This is a genomic window from Mesorhizobium sp. M0048 (genome assembly GCF_040323405.1).
Lineage (GTDB): Bacteria > Pseudomonadota > Alphaproteobacteria > Rhizobiales > Rhizobiaceae > Mesorhizobium.
Genome location: NZ_JAMYUV010000001.1, coordinates 232,109 through 246,330, shown reverse-complemented (window position 1 = coordinate 246,330; position 14,222 = coordinate 232,109). Strand labels below are relative to the sequence as shown.

14 protein-coding genes are annotated in these 14,222 nt (G+C 62.4%); 9 read left to right on the top strand and 5 right to left on the bottom strand.

All coding sequences use genetic code 11. The features are described from left to right. The first annotated feature begins 11 nt into the window (after window positions 1–11). From NKJ84_RS01260 to NKJ84_RS01250, 3 genes are all read left to right on the top strand, one after another. A complete protein-coding gene (locus NKJ84_RS01260; RefSeq protein WP_352505015.1) occupies window positions 12–1,052 on the top strand; it encodes an RluA family pseudouridine synthase in 1,041 nt (346 codons plus the stop codon). Between the two features lie 187 nt (window positions 1,053–1,239). Next, window positions 1,240–2,151 carry an RNA polymerase sigma factor RpoH gene (rpoH, locus tag NKJ84_RS01255; RefSeq protein ID WP_023678514.1) on the top strand — a complete coding sequence of 304 codons (912 nt, stop codon included), beginning with the start codon at window positions 1,240–1,242 and terminating at the stop codon, window positions 2,149–2,151. Window positions 2,152–2,487: 336 nt separating this feature from the next. After that, on the top strand, window positions 2,488–3,021 hold the full coding sequence (locus NKJ84_RS01250; protein WP_352505014.1) for a hypothetical protein: 534 nt from the start codon (window positions 2,488–2,490) through the stop codon (window positions 3,019–3,021). Between the two features lie 200 nt (window positions 3,022–3,221). Here NKJ84_RS01250 and NKJ84_RS01245 read toward each other — a convergent pair whose 3' ends face one another. From NKJ84_RS01245 to NKJ84_RS01230, 4 genes are all read right to left on the bottom strand, one after another. Next, the gene (locus NKJ84_RS01245; protein ID WP_352505013.1) at window positions 3,222–4,094 is read right to left on the bottom strand and encodes an MBL fold metallo-hydrolase; all 873 of its coding nucleotides are present in this window, start codon (window positions 4,092–4,094) and stop codon (window positions 3,222–3,224) included. Window positions 4,095–4,245: 151 nt separating this feature from the next. Then, on the bottom strand, window positions 4,246–4,905 hold the full coding sequence (locus NKJ84_RS01240) for a peroxiredoxin (protein WP_352476179.1): 660 nt from the start codon (window positions 4,903–4,905) through the stop codon (window positions 4,246–4,248). 287 nt (window positions 4,906–5,192) lie between these two features. Further along, window positions 5,193–5,558 (bottom strand): cell division protein ZapA, encoded by a 366-nt coding sequence (locus tag NKJ84_RS01235; protein WP_254816554.1) that lies wholly within the window; start codon window positions 5,556–5,558, stop codon window positions 5,193–5,195. Window positions 5,559–5,562: 4 nt separating this feature from the next. Then, window positions 5,563–5,835 carry a DUF4164 domain-containing protein gene (locus tag NKJ84_RS01230; protein ID WP_006200774.1) on the bottom strand — a complete coding sequence of 91 codons (273 nt, stop codon included), beginning with the start codon at window positions 5,833–5,835 and terminating at the stop codon, window positions 5,563–5,565. A 260-nt stretch (window positions 5,836–6,095) separates the two neighbouring features. On the opposite strand from NKJ84_RS01230, the gene tkt reads away from it, so the two are divergent. The 3 genes from tkt (at window position 6,096) to NKJ84_RS01215 (ending at window position 11,363) form a co-directional block, all read left to right on the top strand. Further along, window positions 6,096–8,087 carry a transketolase gene (gene tkt, locus NKJ84_RS01225; RefSeq protein ID WP_352505012.1) on the top strand — a complete coding sequence of 664 codons (1,992 nt, stop codon included), beginning with the start codon at window positions 6,096–6,098 and terminating at the stop codon, window positions 8,085–8,087. A gap of 157 nt (window positions 8,088–8,244) precedes the next feature. Further along, window positions 8,245–9,255: a type I glyceraldehyde-3-phosphate dehydrogenase gene (gap, locus tag NKJ84_RS01220; RefSeq protein ID WP_352505011.1), complete on the top strand. Its 1,011-nt coding sequence runs from the start codon at window positions 8,245–8,247 to the stop codon at window positions 9,253–9,255. A 218-nt stretch (window positions 9,256–9,473) separates the two neighbouring features. After that, entirely contained in the window at window positions 9,474–11,363 is a 1,890-nt protein-coding gene (locus NKJ84_RS01215) for a potassium/proton antiporter (RefSeq protein WP_352505010.1), read from the top strand. Between the two features lie 172 nt (window positions 11,364–11,535). On the opposite strand, the gene NKJ84_RS01210 is transcribed toward NKJ84_RS01215, so the two are convergent. Further along, window positions 11,536–12,453 (bottom strand): polyprenyl synthetase family protein, encoded by a 918-nt coding sequence (locus tag NKJ84_RS01210; protein ID WP_352505009.1) that lies wholly within the window; start codon window positions 12,451–12,453, stop codon window positions 11,536–11,538. A 79-nt stretch (window positions 12,454–12,532) separates the two neighbouring features. On the opposite strand from NKJ84_RS01210, the gene NKJ84_RS01205 reads away from it, so the two are divergent. The 3 genes from NKJ84_RS01205 to NKJ84_RS01195 all read left to right on the top strand — a co-directional run bounded on the left by NKJ84_RS01205 (window position 12,533) and on the right by NKJ84_RS01195 (window position 14,213). Then, a complete protein-coding gene (locus NKJ84_RS01205; RefSeq protein ID WP_352505152.1) occupies window positions 12,533–13,291 on the top strand; it encodes a biosynthetic peptidoglycan transglycosylase in 759 nt (252 codons plus the stop codon). 138 nt (window positions 13,292–13,429) lie between these two features. Then, complete coding sequence (gene rpmF / locus NKJ84_RS01200) at window positions 13,430–13,612, top strand: 50S ribosomal protein L32 (RefSeq protein WP_006203806.1); 183 nt, start codon at window positions 13,430–13,432, stop codon at window positions 13,610–13,612. A 199-nt stretch (window positions 13,613–13,811) separates the two neighbouring features. Next, window positions 13,812–14,213 carry a hypothetical protein gene (locus tag NKJ84_RS01195; RefSeq protein WP_023720966.1) on the top strand — a complete coding sequence of 134 codons (402 nt, stop codon included), beginning with the start codon at window positions 13,812–13,814 and terminating at the stop codon, window positions 14,211–14,213. The last annotated feature ends 9 nt before the right edge of the window (window positions 14,214–14,222 follow it).

The window sequence follows — 14,222 nt, the reverse complement described above, 5'->3', positions numbered from 1 at the left end:
AACTGTTTTCGATGAGCGCTCATAACGAAGAGGTCAGACAATTAATAGGGGCCGGACCGATCGTGCTGGAGGCGGGCGCCGATGCCGCCGGCCAGCGGCTCGACCAATGGCTGGCGGCCAGGCTCGGCCCCGACATGTCGCGCAGCCGGGTGCAGATGCTGATAAAGCAAGGCGCGGTCAGGATCGGCGGAAGGCAGGTCGAAGAGACGAAGCGCAAGATGGCACAAGGTGACAGCGTGTCGGTCGACATGCCGGAGCCTGAACCGGCGGCGCCGCAAGGCGAAGATATTGCGCTGGACGTCCTCTACGAGGACAACGCGCTAATCGTCATCAACAAGCCGGCCGGGCTGGTCGTACATCCCGGCGCCGGCAACTGGACCGGTACGCTGGTCAACGCGCTGATCCATCATTGCGGCGACAGCCTGTCCGGCATCGGCGGCGTGAGACGGCCGGGCATCGTCCACCGCCTCGACAAGGAGACCAGCGGCGTCATGGTCGTCGCCAAGACCGACCGCGCCCACAAGGCGTTGTCGGAGGCCTTTGCCGACCACGGCCTGACCGGCGATCTCGAGCGCGCCTATCTGGCGTTGGTCTGGGGCATACCGGCAAGGCCGACCGGGACGGTCGACGCGCCGCTCGGCCGCGCCGCCGACCGGGTACGCCGTGCCGTGGTGCCGCAAGGCCGCGACGATGCGCGCCATGCCATAACGCATTTCACCGTCGTCGAGCGCTTTGGCGAGCAGCAGCAGGAATTCGCCACGGCGAGCCTAGTCGAATGCCGGCTGGAAACCGGTCGCACTCACCAGATACGCGTCCACATGGCCCATATCGGCCATCCGGTGATTGGCGACCCCGAATACGGCCAGGCTTTCCGCACCAAGGCCAATCGGTTGCCCGAGCCGCTAAAGAGCAAGGTAAAGGCGTTTCCGCGACAAGCTTTGCACGCCCGCCTCCTTGCATTTCGCCATCCCGATACCCATCTAACGATGAGGTTCGAAGCACCGATACCGTGGGACATGGAGGAACTCGTCGACGGCTTCCGCAAGCTCTGAACCAACCACCTGAAAACCTGACCGGCGTTGTTCACTTCAGCGTGACACACTGTTTCGTGTTGAACAAATGCCTGTCTTTCTGGTTTTGTTCCTATATATGTCGGTTGGCGCGAATGTGCCTTTGGCATTCGTGCCACATGCCCGCCGCGTTTCGGGGGCATCACTCCAATAGAGAGGGGGCGCTATCATGGCCCAGTCATTACCCAGTATCGTTTCCGGCGAAGGCGGTCTCAGCCGCTACCTGGAAGAAATCCGCCGCTTTCCGATGCTTCAGCCGCAGGAAGAGTACATGCTCGCCAAGCGCTACGCCGAGCATGAGGACACCACGGCTGCGCACAAGCTCGTCACCAGCCACCTTCGGCTCGTCGCCAAGATCGCCATGGGCTATCGCGGCTACGGCCTGCCGATCGGCGAAGTGATCTCGGAAGGCAATGTCGGCCTGATGCAGGCCGTCAAGAAATTCGAACCGGAGCGCGGCTTCCGTCTCGCCACCTATGCGATGTGGTGGATCAAGGCCTCGATCCAGGAATACATCCTGCGCTCGTGGAGCCTGGTCAAGATGGGCACCACCGCCAACCAGAAGCGCCTGTTCTTCAACCTGCGCAAGGTGAAGGGCAAGATCCAGGCGCTCGATGAAGGCGATTTGAAGCCCGACCAGATCACCGAGATTGCCACCCGGCTGAACGTCTCGGAAGCGGAAGTCGTGTCGATGAACCGCCGTCTGTCGGGCGACGCCTCGCTCAATGCGCCCATCCGGGCCAGTGAAGGCGAGTCCGGCGAATGGCAGGACTGGCTGGTCGACGACCACGAAAGCCAGGAAGAGATGCTGATCGAGCAGGACGAGCTGGAAAACCGGCGCGGCATGCTGTCCGGCGCTCTTGCCGTGCTCAACGACCGCGAACGTCGCATCTTCGAGGCGCGCCGCCTCGCCGATGAGCCGTTGACGCTGGAAGAGCTGTCGGCCGAGTTCGATATCAGCCGCGAGCGGGTGCGGCAGATCGAGGTGCGTGCCTTCGAGAAGGTGCAGGACGCGGTCAAGGCCGCGGCCAAGCGCCAGACGCAGGCGTTGCGCACGATTGAGGCGCAGCCGGCGGCATAAGGCCTCCAAGAGAACCAAAAAAACGGCGGCGTCAGGTAACTGGCGCCGCCGTTTTTTCCAAAGCGGCGTCGCGTTCGACCGGCGGCGCCTTCGCGGATGTCCGATCCGCCGCCGTAACTGCCGTAGCCTCGCCATGGCGTCCGCAGACGATCGCATTGATAACGGCATTACCGCAATTTTCCCCAAGCCCTGAAAACCGTAACGCTGCAAGCTGTGGCGTCGATATTCCGGCGCCGACCGGCGCATTCCACAACCCGGCGCTCGCAGCAAGTGGCGCGATAACGGGCCGCTGATAACGGGCCGCTCGGGCTGCCTCAGCCAGTTGGAGCTCGTCTGTTGGAAACGAAAGGCAGTATGACGATGACGATTTCCCCGTTTCTGACCGCTCTTGGATCCGAAGGCCCCCCAGCCGATCGGGCGAAAGACATGGCCCTCTATGGGTGGCTAATTGGAAGCTGGGAAATGGACTCGGTCCACTACCTCGACGACGGCACAATCCAGAAATGGGATGGCGAATGCCATTTTGGCTGGGTGCTCGAAGGCCGCGCGATTCAGGACGTTTGGATCAGGCCCAGGCGCCCTGCGCCGTCCACGATGTACGGCACGACCCTGCGCATCTTCGACCCTGGGATCGATGGCTGGCACATCATATGGAACGACCCGCTCAACCGGGATCACTCGCGCCAGATCGGCCGAGCCGAGGGTAAGGACATTGTCCAGCTCGGCGATGACTCGCGCGGTCTGAAAACTCGTTGGCGTTTCACAGAGATCACTGCCAACAACTTCCATTGGATCGGCGAGGAAAGATCTTCCGAGGGCGACCCTTGGCAAAGCACGTATGAACATTTAGCCCGCCGAACAAAACCCTGACGCTGAGTAAACACCTAGCTGGCGTTCTGCGCCGCTCCTCATCCGGCTGCCGCCACCGTCTTCCCGCATGGACCTATCGGATTCAAACATCGCAAAAATCGAATCAGGATCAATAACGATCAATAACTTGGATGACCGTCGCAGAACGATGAGGGCGGCGCCAAGTTTGGATGGCACTGTAGTGCCAGCGACCCATCTCCTCACAGGCAATCGAGCGGAAACTTCAGATAGCGCCGCCCGTTGGATTCCGGTTCCGGCAGGCGTCCGCCGTTCATGTTCACCTGCAGCGCGTGCAGGATCAGCCGCGGCATCGGCAACGTCCTGTCGCGGGCTTGGCGGAGCGCGACGAAGTCGGCTTCCGTCTTGCCGCCGGCAACATGGATGTTGCCGGCTTTCTGCTCCGCGACCGTGCTTTCCCAGCGCGCTTCACGACCGCCCGGCTGGTAGTCGTGACCGACGAACAGACGTGTCTCGTCCGGCAGCGCCAGGATGTCCTCGATCGAACGCCAGAGCCGCTCGGCACTGCCGCCCGGAAAGTCTGTCCTGGCGGTGCCGCTGTCCGGCATGAACAACGTGTCGTGGATGAAGGCGGCGTCGCCAATGACGTAAGTGATCGAGGCCAGTGTGTGGCCCGGCGAGAACAGCACTCTCGCCGGAAGGCCGCCGACCGAAAAAGTTGCGCCATCGGCGAATAGCCTATCCCATTGCGAACCGTCGGCGGAGAATTCCGGCCAGTTGTAGATCACCTTCCACAATTTCTGGACGTCGATGATCCTTTCGCCGATTGCCGTCGGCGCTCCGGTTCTCCCCCTCAAATAATGGGCGGCGGAGAAATGATCGGCATGCGGATGCGTGTCGAGGATCCACTCGACCTCCAGCCCGCTTTCCCTGACGAAGTCGAGCAGGGCGTCGGCGTTCTTCGTTGCCGTTGCACCGGCCCTTTCGTCGAAGTCGAGCACCGGATCGATGATGGCGCATTTGCGGGTCGCCATGTCGGCGACCACATACTGGACGGACCCGCTCGGCTCGTCATAGAAGCCGGTGACCTGCGACCTGGCCGATAATGCGTCCAATCCCAGCCTCCTTCGCCCCTCACCACGGCAGGAAGGATTTTCTCTGCCACGGCAAATGAAAGGCATGGTTGTCCGTCAACCAAGCGCCGTCAAGCACCTCATGCTCATAGGGTCAGGAAAACCGAAAATTCTCCGTGCCGCCCCTGCCTGCTCAGGCGGAAGGCTGCTTGGTCTTCCTGAGATATGGCAGGATCGTCTCGTAGGCACCGAAGCGCTTGATGGCATCCTCATTGGAGACGGCAGCGGTGATGATGACGTCCTCGCCCTGCTTCCAGTTCGCCGGCGTCGCCACCTGGTGTTTGGCGGTCAGCTGCATGGAATCGATGGCGCGCAGGATTTCGTCGAAGTTGCGGCCCGTCGTCATCGGATAGGTGAGAACCAGCTTGATCTTCTTGTCGGGCCCGATGACGTAGACCGAACGCACCGTGGCATTGTCCGCCGGCGTGCGGCCTTCCGAGCTCTCGCCGGCACCCGCCGGCAGCATCTCATAAAGCTTGGCGACCTTGAGATCCTTGTCGCCGATCAGCGGGTAGTTCAGCGAATGGCCGGTCGCGGTCTTGATATCGTTCTGCCACTTTTCGTGGCTTTCGACGGGATCGACCGAGATGCCGATGATCTTGACGTTGCGCTTCCTGAACTCGCCTTCGAGCCCGGCCATCGTGCCGAGTTCGGTCGTGCAAACCGGCGTAAAGTTCTTCGGATGGCTGAACAATACCGCCCAGCCGTCGCCGATCCATTCATGGAAGCTGATCGGTCCTTGCGTGGTCTCTGCGGTGAAGTCCGGTGCGATGTCGTTGATGCGAAGGCTCATGGCGTGTCCCTACCTGTTTGGCTTGCCGCTGGCATTGAACGCCCCACCGGCGTTGCTTGCATTTCTAACACTGCGGCGTCATCCTTCAAGTGGCTGTTGACGCTAGGATAGTGGCCGGCCTCAAAAAAATTTTTGTCACTTAGGCGGGAAATACAGCAGTGATTTCCGCGCTGGCGAAAAAGCACCGGAGGTTGGTTGAACGCGCAGGCATTTCCGCCGATTGTTCGGCTCAGATGCTGCCCATTCCGCCGTTAAGTGGCGTCGGGTCGATGAGGCGACGCGACGCGCTACGCCTTGTTCACTGCCAGCGTCGTCGCCAGGTCTTCCATGCGCTGGGCCAGCGCGCCGAGCGCCCCGGTCAGCACGGAATCGTTCTTATCGGCCTTGGTCAGTGCATCGTCGCGCGTCTTGCGCAGCGTCAGCACTTCGCTTTCCATGCCCTTGACGCGCTTTTGCAGTTCCGAAAGCTCGTCCATGACCATGATGCCGGCCATCACAGTCAGCCGCTGGTCGCCGATCTCGCCAAAAGAATCCTTCAGATGCGAGACATAGCGGTCGAAGCGCTCGGCAAGATCTATCAGATGCTCTTCCTGGCCCTCGTCGCAGGCCATCCGATATTGCTTGCCGTCGATGGAAACCGTGACTTGTGCCATTAGCCTACCTGTCCAGTACCGCGCGGATGGTCTCCATGGCTGTCACCAGCCTTCGCGACACTTCTTTGTTGGCATCTTCCAGCCGTTCGGCGCGAGCTTCGGAATTGTCGAGCTCCTGCGCCAGCCGCGAGCGGTCGGCGTTCATCCGCTGCACTTCGGCCTCGGCTTCCGAATAGTCCCGCTCGTGCTCGAGCTTGGCCGCGACGGCGTTTTCCAGCCCTTCGATGGCCTTACCCAGCCTGGCAATGACTTCCTTGAGGGTCGTTTCCCCGGTCATGGCTTTCGTCCTGCGCCCTGCCCATCACCGAATCATCCACGTTCAGAACGCGTTATCCTTGAAACATTACGCGTCGTGTAAACCGCACGTCAATAAAGCTGTCGCGACTGTCCCCTGCTAACGCTAATGTAAGTCGCGCATGGCCATCACAAGACCGGCAAAAGCACACCGATTTGTTGACTAAAAGGCCGCGCCTGTTATGTGTCGCGCACCCTTTTCAAGGGCTTTCCCAAGGCCCAAACCCCCATTTTGGAGGAAGCATGACCTCGCGCGAACAACATGACCGGCTGGCCAATGCGATCCGTTTTCTCGCCATGGACGCCGTCGAGAAGGCAAATTCCGGCCACCCCGGACTGCCCATGGGCTGCGCCGACATCGCCACGGTGCTGTTCACCCGCTTTCTCAAATACGATCCGAAAAACCCGCATTGGCCGGACCGCGACCGCTTTATCCTGTCGGCCGGCCACGGCTCGATGCTGCTTTACTCGCTGCTCTATCTGACCGGCTACGAAGACATCACCATCGACCAGATCAAGCAGTTCCGCCAATTGGGGTCGAGGACGGCGGGCCACCCGGAATACGGCCATGCCGCCGGCATCGAGACGACGACCGGCCCACTCGGCCAGGGCCTTGCCAATTCGGTCGGCTTCGCGCTCGGCGAGCGCATCATGAATGCCGCTTTCGGCAAAGATCTCGTCGACCACTACACCTATGTGCTGGCCGGCGACGGCTGCCTGATGGAAGGCGTATCCCAGGAAGCCATCGCGCTTGCCGGGCATCTGAAGCTGAACAAGCTGATCGTCTTCTGGGACAACAACAACATCTCGATCGATGGCCCGGTGTCGCTCGCCGATAACACCGATCTGGTCGCCCGCTTCCAGGCGTCCGGCTGGAATGCCAGCCATATCGACGGCCAGGACCCGGAAGCGATCGCCTATGCCATCGAAGCGGCCCGCCACTCCGACAAGCCGACGATGATCGCCTGCAAGACGACGATCGGCTTCGGCGCGCCGACCAAGGCCGGCACCAACAAGGCGCATGGCTCGCCGCTCGGCGCCGAGGAAATCGCTGGCGCCAGAAAATTCTTCGGCTGGGATTATCCGCCCTTCGAGGTTCCGGCCGATATCCTCGACGCATGGCGTACCGCCGGGCGGACCGGCGTCAAGGCGCGCACCGACTGGGAAAGCCGGCTTGCCAAGGCCGACGCCAAATTGCGCGCAGAGTTCGAACGCCGCATCAGTGGCACGCTGCCGGCCAACTTCGACGCCGTCATTGGCGACTACAAGAAGAAGCTCGCCGCCGACAAGCCGAAGGTCGCCACCCGTAAGTCATCGGAAATGGCGCTGGAGGTCATCAACGGCGCAGTGCCCGAAACCATCGGCGGCTCGGCCGATTTGACCGGCTCCAACAACACCAAGACCAGCCAGACCAAGAACATCACCGCCGACGATTATGGCCAGCGCTATGTCCACTACGGCATTCGTGAGCACGGCATGGCGGCAGCGCTCAACGGCCTGACATTGCATGGCGGCATTATCGGCTATGGCGGCACTTTCATGTGCTTTTCCGATTATGCCCGTCCGGCGATGCGGCTTGCTTCGCTGATGGGCATCCGCTCGATCTTCGTCATGACCCATGATTCGATCGGCCTTGGCGAAGACGGCCCGACCCATCAGCCGGTCGAGCATCTGGCAGCACTTCGCGCCATCCCGAACCACAATGTCTTCCGCCCGGCCGACGCGGTCGAAACCGCGGAATGCTGGCAGTTGGCCATTGAGTCGGAAAAGACGCCTTCGACATTGGCGCTGACCCGGCAGAACCTGCCGACGGTACGCAACGACTTCGTTGCGGAAAACCTCAGCAGCCGCGGCGCCTATGAACTTGCCGCCGCGAGCGGTGAAGCCGCGGTGACGATCTTCGCTTCCGGCTCCGAGGTCGAGATCGCGCTGGCCGCCCGCCAGGCGTTGGAAAAGCACGGCCATGCGACCCGCGTCGTCTCGGTGCCGTGCTTCGAATTGTTCGATAAGCAGAGCGCCGACTATCGCAGCAGGACGATCGGCAATGCGCCGCTCAAGATTGCCATCGAAGCCGGCATCCGCCAGGGCTGGGATCGCTTCATCGGCACCGACGGCATCTTCATCGGCATGACCGGGTTTGGCGCCTCCGGCACCATCGAACAGCTCTACCCGCATTTCGGCATCACCGCCGAAGCAACGGTGAAGGCGGCGGAAGCCCGTCTGCACGGCAAATGAAGGTGAGCCCGCCCGGCAAGGGCTGGCATAGCGGTTTTGCCGGGCGGTGGAGCATTAATCGATTTAAATCCAAGCCTCGGCGGCTGGATTCTTTGCCCGTCCGCCGTTATGAAGCTGCGGACTTGATCTTCGGCCTCCAGCTCCCAGGGAGAGAACAATGACCGTCAGAGTTGCCATCAACGGATTTGGCCGCATCGGCCGCAACATTCTGCGCGCCATCCATGAATCCGGCCGCAAGGATATCGATGTCGTCGCGGTCAACGATCTCGGCCCGGTCGAGACCAACGCGCATCTGCTGCGCTTCGACAGCGTGCATGGCCGCTTTCCGCATGAGGTGACGGTTGACGGCGACCAGATCATCGTCGGCAAGGAAAAATTCAAGGTCACCGCGATCAAGGATCCGACGCAACTGCCCTGGAAGGAGCTCGGCATCGACATCGCACTCGAATGCACCGGCATCTTCACCGCCCGCGACAAGGCCGTCGCCCATCTGACCGCCGGCGCCAAGCGCGTTCTCGTCTCCGCTCCGGCAGAGGGCGCCGACCTCACCGTCGTCTATGGCATCAACCACGACAAGCTGACCAAGGACCACATCGTCATCTCGAACGCCTCCTGCACCACCAACTGCCTGGCGCCACTGGCGGCCGTGCTGAATGAGGCGGTCGGCATCGAAACGGGCATGATGACGACGATCCATTCCTACACCGGCGACCAGCCGACGCTGGACACCATGCACAAGGACCTCTACCGCGCCCGTGCTGCCGCGCTGTCGCAGATTCCGACCTCGACCGGTGCCGCCAAGGCCATCGGCTTGGTACTGCCCGAGCTCAAGGGCAAGCTCGACGGCATCTCCATCCGTGTGCCGACGCCGAACGTTTCGCTCGTCGATTTCAAGTTTATCGCCAAGCGGCCGACCACCGTCCAGGAGATCAATGACGCGGTGATCGCTGCCTCAAATGGCAAGCTGAAGGGCATCCTCGCCGTTACCCGTCACCCCAATGTTTCGATCGACTTCAACCACGATCCGCATTCTTCGATCGTGGCGCTCGACCAGACCAAGGTCATGGACGGCAACTTCGTTTCGGTGCTGTCGTGGTACGACAATGAGTGGGGCTTCTCGAACCGCATGGGCGATACCGCCGTCGCCTTCGGCAGGACCATCGCCTGATCGCAGAACCATCTTCTCGACCTGGAAGACGCCCGGCTCAGTCCGGGCGTTTTTCGTTGCAGCACGAACCGCCAACGCACGCTCTGCTGCTCGGGGATGCCAAAACTTTCGACGATCGGCAGCGTGGGGCAAAAAGCCACGCTGCTGCCTTGCAGCGGCCATGTCTTCGCCCCACTCTCCCGTGATGCCGGAGCATATCGACTAGGGGCGACCAACGAATGGAGCATGGTATCTATCTGGTGACGCTTGTTGGAGCAGCACTTGTCGTTGCCGCCGCGTTTTCGAGCTTGATCGCCTTCCGTTTCGGCGCCCCTCTCCTGCTGCTGTTTCTCTGCATCGGCCTCGCTACCGGAACCGACGGTCTCGGCATCCACTTCGACAACGCCCGAGTTGCTTATTTTGCCGGCTCATTGGCGCTGGCGGTCATCCTTTTCGATTCCGGCTTCGGTACGCCGCTCAACGCCTTGCGGCAGGCGGCCGGGCCGGCGCTGTCGCTCGCGACATTCGGCGTCCTTTTGACCACCGGCCTGTTCGGCGCCGCCGCCTATTATCTGCTCGACCTGACCTGGCTGGAATCCTTCCTGCTCGGTGCCGCCGTCGCCTCGACCGACGCCGCGGCGGTGTTCTTCCTGCTGCGCGCCGGCGAGATCAATTTGCGCGAGCGCGTGCGGTCCACGCTCGAGGTGGAATCCGGCACCAATGACCCGATCGCCATCTTCCTGACCATCACGCTGGTCGAGGTCATCGCCGCCAACATCCACCCCGAGGCAAAGGTGCTGGTTACCGATCTTGCCGTCGGTTTCCTGGTCAACATGGGCCTCGGTGCGGTCATCGGCATTCTCGGCGGCATGGCCATTGTGCGTCTTGTCGATCGCCTCAATCTCGATCACGGCCTGCTGCCGATCTTCGTACTGACGCTGTCGCTGATGGTGTTTGCTGCCGCCGGCGCCGTCGGCGGCTCCGGCTTCCTGGCGGTCTATCTCGCAGGCCTGATTGCCGGCAATTCCGATATCCGGGCCGTCACCATCCTCAAGCGCTTCCAGGACGGCATGTCGTGGCTGGCGCAGATCATCATGTTCCTGATCCTCGGCCTGTTCGCGACGCCTTCGCAATTTCCGGCGATCCTGATGCCGGCAGTGCTGCTCGGCCTGTTCCTGATATTTGTGGCACGGCCAATCGCGGTCTGGCTGTGCCTAGTGCCGTTCCGGCTGCCACGCCCGGAAGTCGCCTTTGTCTCATGGGTTGGCCTGCGTGGCGCCGTGTCGATACTGCTTGCCATCACGCCGCTGCTCGGCGGCCTTGAGAACGGCCGCCTCATCTTCAACACCGCCTTCATCATCGTGCTGGTCTCGCTGATCATCCAGGGATGGACCGTCGGGCCGCTGGCGCGCCGCCTCGGCCTTATCGTGCCGGCCCGCCTGGGACCGCTCGACAAGGTCGAATTGGAACTGCCGGGCTCCGCCCATCATGAGCTTCTCGCCTACCGCGTGGCACCCGGCAGCCCGGTGGCGCGCGGCGAACGCATTCCGCGCTGGGCGCGGCCATCGCTTGTGTTGCGCGACGGACGCTCGATGCGCTTCCAGGATATGGGCCGGCTGGCGGCCGGTGACCACGTCTACATCTTCGTGCCGGACCGCTATCCGCGCCTGCTCGACAAGCTGTTCGCCAGCCGTGCCGTGGTCGATCCCGAGGATGCCGACTTCTTCGGCGCCTTCGCTGTCGATCCGTCACGCTCCGCCGAGGAACTGGAGACCGCCTATGCGCCGGGCCTGACCGAAGCGGAACGCAAGCTCAGCATCGGCGACCTGGTCACGACGCGGCTCGGCGGCCACGCCGAATACGCCGACCGCGTGCTGCTCGGTCCGATCGAGCTGATCGTGCGCGACGTCGACGACAAGGGCAGGATCACCGGCCTTGGCCTGTCCTTCGAGCCGACCGCGCCGGTGGCGCGCGTTCCGGTGTTCCTCAGCGCCGGCGAAATCCGCGACCGCATCGCCGCCTTCATCCGCAACCGGCGCAAGCCGGCCGAAGCGCAGGCGGTCGAGGCGGAGGCCGAGCTGGTACCGGTTCCGCAGCCCGTGGCGGAAAAGGCAACTGGCGAAGGCTGACCGCTGTCGACGCTAGCCGCGGAACCCTGCCGCCGAGGGTTGAAGAATGGCTCGGCAACTGGCGTGGCGAGCCATATGGTCCGACATCGCCGGAGTCCCGATCGGCTGCTCCAAGGCATCTGGCCGAACAGTCGGCAATTCTCCGTGACTGTACGGCGCCATGGGAGCGCTTTTAATTGTTGCGGGCTGCTACGAACTGCGCCGCTTGTTTCAGAAGCGCGGCTTGTGCGCCAAAAGGCTCGAGCAGCGCATGAGCCTGGTCGACGAGGCCCTGGAGCTGGTCCCGCGCCCAGCCCGGTCCGTGCAGCGCGACCAGCGTCGCCTTGCCGGCCGCGGCGTCCTTGCCCGTGGCCTTGCCCATCTGATGCGCGTCGGCGGTCAGGTCGAGCAGATCGTCGGCAAGTTGAAAGGCAAGCCCGATCGCCGAACCAAATTCGGCCAGCCTTTCGCGGTCGCCCGACGGCGCGCCGGCAAGCATGGCTCCCGCTTCGCAGGCAAAGCGGATCAGCGCACCGGTTTTCATCGCCTGAAGCCGGATGATGCCGGCCTCGTCCGGCCGGCTTTGTTCGGCCTCGAGATCGAGCATCTGGCCGCCGACCATGCTTCCCGCCCCGGCGGCACGGGCCAGTGCCAGCACCAGCGCTGCCCTGCGCTCGGCCGGCAGCATTGTCGCCTCGTCGGCAAGGATGTCGAAGGCAAGTGTCAGCAAGGCGTCGCCGGCAAGAATGGCGGTCGCCTCATCGAAAGCCCTGTGCACGGTCGGCTGGCCGCGGCGCAAATCGTCGTCGTCCATGGCCGGCAGATCGTCATGGATGAGCGAATAGCAGTGCACGCATTCGAGCGCCGCCGCCACGCGCAGCGCCGCCTCGCCGTCGGCTGAAAACAGTGCAGCACTTTCCATAACCAGGAAGGGACGCAGTCGTTTGCCGCCGTTCAGCACGCCATGTCGCATTGCCGCCATCAGGCGTTCGGGCCGCGCGACCTCGCCTGAAAGCGTGCGTCCGTCGAGCAACCGCCTCAGCAGCGCCTCGAGCGGAACTGCCCGGGCAATAAGTGCAGCTTCGAACGCCATTTGGTCGTCTTTCGTCATGGTCGGGAGCGGTAGCCGACACTCAGACGTTGCGCAAGAAGCCAAGCGCCATTATGCCGGGGGCAGGGAGTAGCGCGGACTGGGTGGCTTGGCGGAACCGATCGTCGATCACGAAACCGAAGGGTTGGACATGGCGAGACCGAGACGCGGCAGCCGCATCGGTCTTCAACGCTGGGTCCGGCGCGGCATCGCCGTCGCCGTCGTGCTGGCGCTGGTGCCGGTGCTGCTGACCTTCCTGTACCTGCCGTCATTCGTGCATCCGGTGTCGACATTGATGCTGAAGGACCTGGCGACGTTTTCCGGCTACGATCGGCGCTGGGTTTCCATCGACGAGGTCGCGCCGGTGCTGGCATATTCGGTCATCATGTCGGAGGACGGGCAGTTCTGTTTCCATCGCGGCGTCGATCTGGGCGAGTTGCGCGGCGTTGTCGACGATGCGCTCGCCGGCGAGATGACACGTGGCGCCTCGACCATCACCATGCAGACGGTAAAGAACCTTTATCTATGGTCGCGGCCGTTGGGCTCGGTCCGTAAGGTCGTCGAACTGCCGCTGGCCGTCTATTTCGATGCGGTGCTGTCGAAACGGCGGATCATGGAGATCTACCTCAACATCGCCGAATGGGGACCGGGCGTCTACGGCATCGAGGCCGCCGCCCAGCATCATTTCGGCGTCTCGGCAAAACAGCTGTCGCGCCGGCAGGCAGCGCTGCTTGCCGTCACCTTGCCGAACCCGATCGTGCGCAATCCAGCGAAGCCCGGGCCAGGACTGAGGCGGCTTGCCGCGTTGATCGAGCGGCGCGCGGGCCGCGCCGGCGCCTATGTCGGTTGCCTGCGATAGTGTCAAAAAAAACACGGCGACGCTGGCCAAAACGCCATCGGGCGTGTATAGGCAGCCGACTTTCTCAGATTCCGGCCCCTGATGTGGCCCTTTCACGAGGGCCGCCGGGGCGTTTTGACCATGTAGTGGAGCATATCCATGGCCGTTCCGAAACGAAAAACCTCTCCGTCGAAGCGCGGCATGCGCCGTTCCGCCGACGCACTGAAGGCCCCGACCTATGTCGAGGACAAGAACTCCGGCGAGATGCGCCGTCCGCACCATATCGACCTGAAGACCGGCATGTATCGCGGTCGCCAGGTTCTGGAGCCGAAGGAAAGCTGAGAGAGCTTTCGACGGTTTACAGGTTGCGAAGCGACCGGCCATTGGCCGGTCTTTTTGCGTTTGTGACAACTGATCGTATCAGCCGGGCCTGACATTGTTGTTTCACGCCGTCTTTGTCCGTGTTTATCGGTCGCACGAAAATTCTTGACGGCGAACGCCGGGCGCACTCTACAAAGATCAGTCCAACCGGAGCCGCCACATGTTCGGTGCCATCCCGCTGCTGATCGTGCCTTTCATCCTCTACAATCTCGGGCTTCTAGGAATATTCGGTAGCGGCGACGATCCGTGGGCGACCGAAATGTTTTCGGTCCGGATGATGTCGGGTGGCGTGTTCTCGATGACCCTGGGCGATCTCATCGTGCTGATCGCACTGATCTTCTTGTTCGTCGAAGTAGTGAAGTCGACGCGTACGACAAATGCCTCGATCATGGACCACCTTTTGTCGACCTTCGTCTTTGTGGCCTATCTGGTCGAGTTCCTGCTGGTGAAGGGCGCCGCCCATTCTGTTTTCTTCACACTGATGGTCATAGCGCTGATCGACGTGCTGGCCGGCTTTTCGGTGTCGATGCGGTCGGCCAGCCGCGACATCAATATGAATTAAGGATCCCGG

Excerpts from the sequence above, each read along its gene's own strand:
- NKJ84_RS01260 (WP_352505015.1), top strand. The coding sequence starts at position 12 with ATGAGCGCTCATAACGAAGAGGTCAGACAATTAATAGGGGCCGGACCG.
- rpoH (WP_023678514.1), top strand. The coding sequence starts at position 1,240 with ATGGCCCAGTCATTACCCAGTATCGTTTCCGGCGAAGGCGGTCTCAGC.
- NKJ84_RS01240 (WP_352476179.1), bottom strand. The coding sequence starts at position 4,905 with ATGAGCCTTCGCATCAACGACATCGCACCGGACTTCACCGCAGAGACC.
- NKJ84_RS01235 (WP_254816554.1), bottom strand. The coding sequence starts at position 5,558 with ATGGCACAAGTCACGGTTTCCATCGACGGCAAGCAATATCGGATGGCC.
- NKJ84_RS01230 (WP_006200774.1), bottom strand. The coding sequence starts at position 5,835 with ATGACCGGGGAAACGACCCTCAAGGAAGTCATTGCCAGGCTGGGTAAG.
- tkt (WP_352505012.1), top strand. The coding sequence starts at position 6,096 with ATGACCTCGCGCGAACAACATGACCGGCTGGCCAATGCGATCCGTTTT.
- gap (WP_352505011.1), top strand. The coding sequence starts at position 8,245 with ATGACCGTCAGAGTTGCCATCAACGGATTTGGCCGCATCGGCCGCAAC.
- NKJ84_RS01215 (WP_352505010.1), top strand. The coding sequence starts at position 9,474 with ATGGAGCATGGTATCTATCTGGTGACGCTTGTTGGAGCAGCACTTGTC.
- NKJ84_RS01210 (WP_352505009.1), bottom strand. The coding sequence starts at position 12,453 with ATGACGAAAGACGACCAAATGGCGTTCGAAGCTGCACTTATTGCCCGG.
- rpmF (WP_006203806.1), top strand. The coding sequence starts at position 13,430 with ATGGCCGTTCCGAAACGAAAAACCTCTCCGTCGAAGCGCGGCATGCGC.
- NKJ84_RS01195 (WP_023720966.1), top strand. The coding sequence starts at position 13,812 with ATGTTCGGTGCCATCCCGCTGCTGATCGTGCCTTTCATCCTCTACAAT.